At 74.0% G+C, this 1228-nt stretch carries 2 pseudogenes; both read left to right on the top strand.

Features of this window, described 5'->3' with window-relative positions:
- Nucleotides 1-709: pseudogene (locus tag ACWELQ_RS45980) on the top strand (hypothetical protein); the annotation flags it as partial.
- A gap of 23 nt (nucleotides 710-732) precedes the next feature.
- Nucleotides 733-1228: pseudogene (locus ACWELQ_RS45975) on the top strand (hypothetical protein); the annotation flags it as partial.

Genomic DNA, 1228 nt, shown 5'->3' with positions numbered 1-1228 from the left:
GCCCGCGCTCTTCGATCACGGCAAGCTGCCCGCGCTGGCGACCGGTGACCCGTCCGCGCCGGGCCACCCGGTCACGCTGGCGAATCAGCCCGCGACCCCGGCGCCCGTGCCGACGCCCGCACCGCACGTGAGCACCCCGGCCAAGATCGATCCCGCGCCGGTGCTGACCCCGCTGCCCACGCTGCCGACCGCCAAGATCCCGCCCATCGACCCGGATGTCACCAAGCCGGGCGGCGGCGCTCCCGTGGCCACGCCCGCGCCCTCGGTGCCGACGACCAAGCTGCCGGATCCCGACGCCACCAAGCCGGGCGGCGATACGCCGACCGTGCCGACCGAGGTCCCGGTGCCGACGCATCAGCCGACGGCCACCGTCCCGGTGCACCCGACCCCGGACGTGCCGGTGCCGACGGTCGCACCGACCCAGCCGGAGGTGCCGACGCATCAGCCGACCGTGTCGGTCGCGCCCGCGCCGACCGCCGCACCGGTCCCGACCATCCAGCCGCCGATCACCACGCCGCCGCACGTCGATGTGCAGCCGGTGAAACCCATTGCGGACCATTACGATTCGGGCGACCACCTGCTGGGCTACCACGACACCGGGCTGCTGACGCACGACGGCGCGCTGTTCACGCCGCTGCTGCCGGACGCCGCCGTCGATGCCCACGCGCCGGTGGTGGGTCCGGGTGACCATCACATGCTGCTGCTGTGAGCCGCGCCGATCGTCAAGTCGCGGTGAAGAATCCCGATGCGCTGGGTCCGCTGGTCGAGTTGGTCGACCGGCTGCTCGAGCTGACCCACGCCTCCGGCCGGATGGACCTGTCGAGCCGGCTCGGCATCGCCCGGGCCCGGCTGTCGGATCCGCGGGTGCGGCTGGTCGTGGTGGGCGAGTCCGGCAGCGGTATGAGCACACTGGTCAACAGTCTGGTCGGGGCGCAGGTGAGCGCCACCGACGGGCAGCCCAGCGTGCCGGTGATCGCCGAGTACGGGCAGCAGTCCGCCGCCACCCTGGTGACCATGGGTCCCGGCGGCAGCGCGCAGCGCACCCCGGTGGATCCGCGTGCGGCGCTGGCGGAGCTGGCCTCCGGCGAGGTGATCCGTGCCGAATTCACCCAGCCCAGCCCGCTGCTGGCCGAGGGCTTCGTGGTGCTGGACGCGCCCGGTTCGCCCGGCGAGACACCGGCCACCTGGTCGCTCATCGCCGCCGCGGACGCGGTGCTCTACGTCGCGG

This window comes from Nocardia sp. NPDC004722, assembly GCF_053601505.1.
The sequence above is the reverse complement of the archived record's forward strand: the minus strand, read 5'-3'. Positions and strand labels throughout refer to the sequence as shown.